Source organism: Actinomycetospora sp., assembly GCF_055612215.1.
Window position 1 is genome coordinate 1 of sequence record NZ_JBVPVA010001026.1, and the last position, 1056, is coordinate 1056.

Here is a 1056-nt window from a genome sequence, read left to right on the forward strand (position 1 = left end):
ATCGACACCGACATCACCGGCGGCGCGCTCGAGGGCGAGCGCAAGACCGCCCTGCTCGCCGGCATCCCGGTCGGGCGCAACGGCCGGGTCGAGGACGTCGCCGACCTCATCACGTTCCTCTGCCGACCCGAGACCGGCTACATCACCGGCGCGACCTACGACGTCAACGGTGGCTCGCACATCCACTGATCGGGGCCCCAGCCGGCGAGCAGCGGCAGGACGCGGGCGGTGGGGGAGTCGGGCTCGACGGTGTAGACGACCAGGCGCTGGTCGGGGTCGTGGGGCAGGACGACCGCCTCGATCCCGAACGCCAGCGGGCCCGCGGTGGGGTGGGCGATGTGCTTGGTGACCGAGGTCCGGTCGGTGACGCCGTGGTCGTCCCACCACCGCTCGACGTCGGGATCGGCGCGACGCAGCTCCTCGACCTCGCGGGCGAGGCGGTCGTCGCCGGGGCGGCGGCCGAGCTCGTAGCGCATCGCGCCGACGGCGGCCGCGGCGAAGTCGGCCCAGTTCACGATGCGCTCCCGGGCCCCGGGGTCGAGGAAGAGCCAGCGGGTGAACGACGACCCGGGCTCCATCCCGGTCCCGAGCGCGGCGGCGAGCAGGCGGTTGCGGGCCAACACCACGCCGCGGCGCCCGAGCAGCAGCGCGGGCACGTGGTCGAGCGCGGTCAGGATCCGCAGCAGGCCCGGGTCGGCCCGCTGGGAGGCCTCGGGTCCGCCGGTGCGACGCCGGGGTGGCGGGGCCGCCAGGTCGCGCAGGTGGGTCCGCTCGAACTCGTCGAGCTGCAGGGCGCGCGCGAGCGACGCGACGAGCTGGTCGGAGATCGTGGACTGGCGGCCCTGTTCGATGCGGCTGTAGTGGTCAGGGCTCAATCCGGCGAGGACGGCGAGCTCCTCCTTGCGCAGTCCGGGGACGCGGCGGGGGCCCGGGAAGGGGGCGATCCCGGCCTGGGCGGGCGTCAGCCGGTCGCGTCGGGATCGCAGGAAGGCCCCGAGCGTGGAGTGGTCACCGGACACGACCCCAGCCTAGGTCGATACCCGGGTGCTGCCTGGT

Annotated in this window: 2 protein-coding genes; one reads left to right on the forward strand and one right to left on the reverse strand. The window is 74.8% G+C overall.

Annotation, left to right across the window (positions count from 1 at the left end; genetic code table 11):
- Positions 1-189, forward strand: a 189-nt coding sequence (locus tag AC0CYZ_RS27810; RefSeq protein ID WP_472221347.1) for an SDR family oxidoreductase, incomplete at its 5' end; no start/stop codon positions are given.
- Here the strand turns inward: AC0CYZ_RS27810 and AC0CYZ_RS27815 are convergent.
- Complete coding sequence (locus tag AC0CYZ_RS27815; RefSeq protein WP_472221348.1) at positions 156-1019, reverse strand: helix-turn-helix transcriptional regulator; 864 nt, start codon at positions 1017-1019, stop codon at positions 156-158. The genes AC0CYZ_RS27810 and AC0CYZ_RS27815 overlap by 34 nt on opposite strands.
- Between the last annotated feature and the right edge of the window lie 37 nt (positions 1020-1056).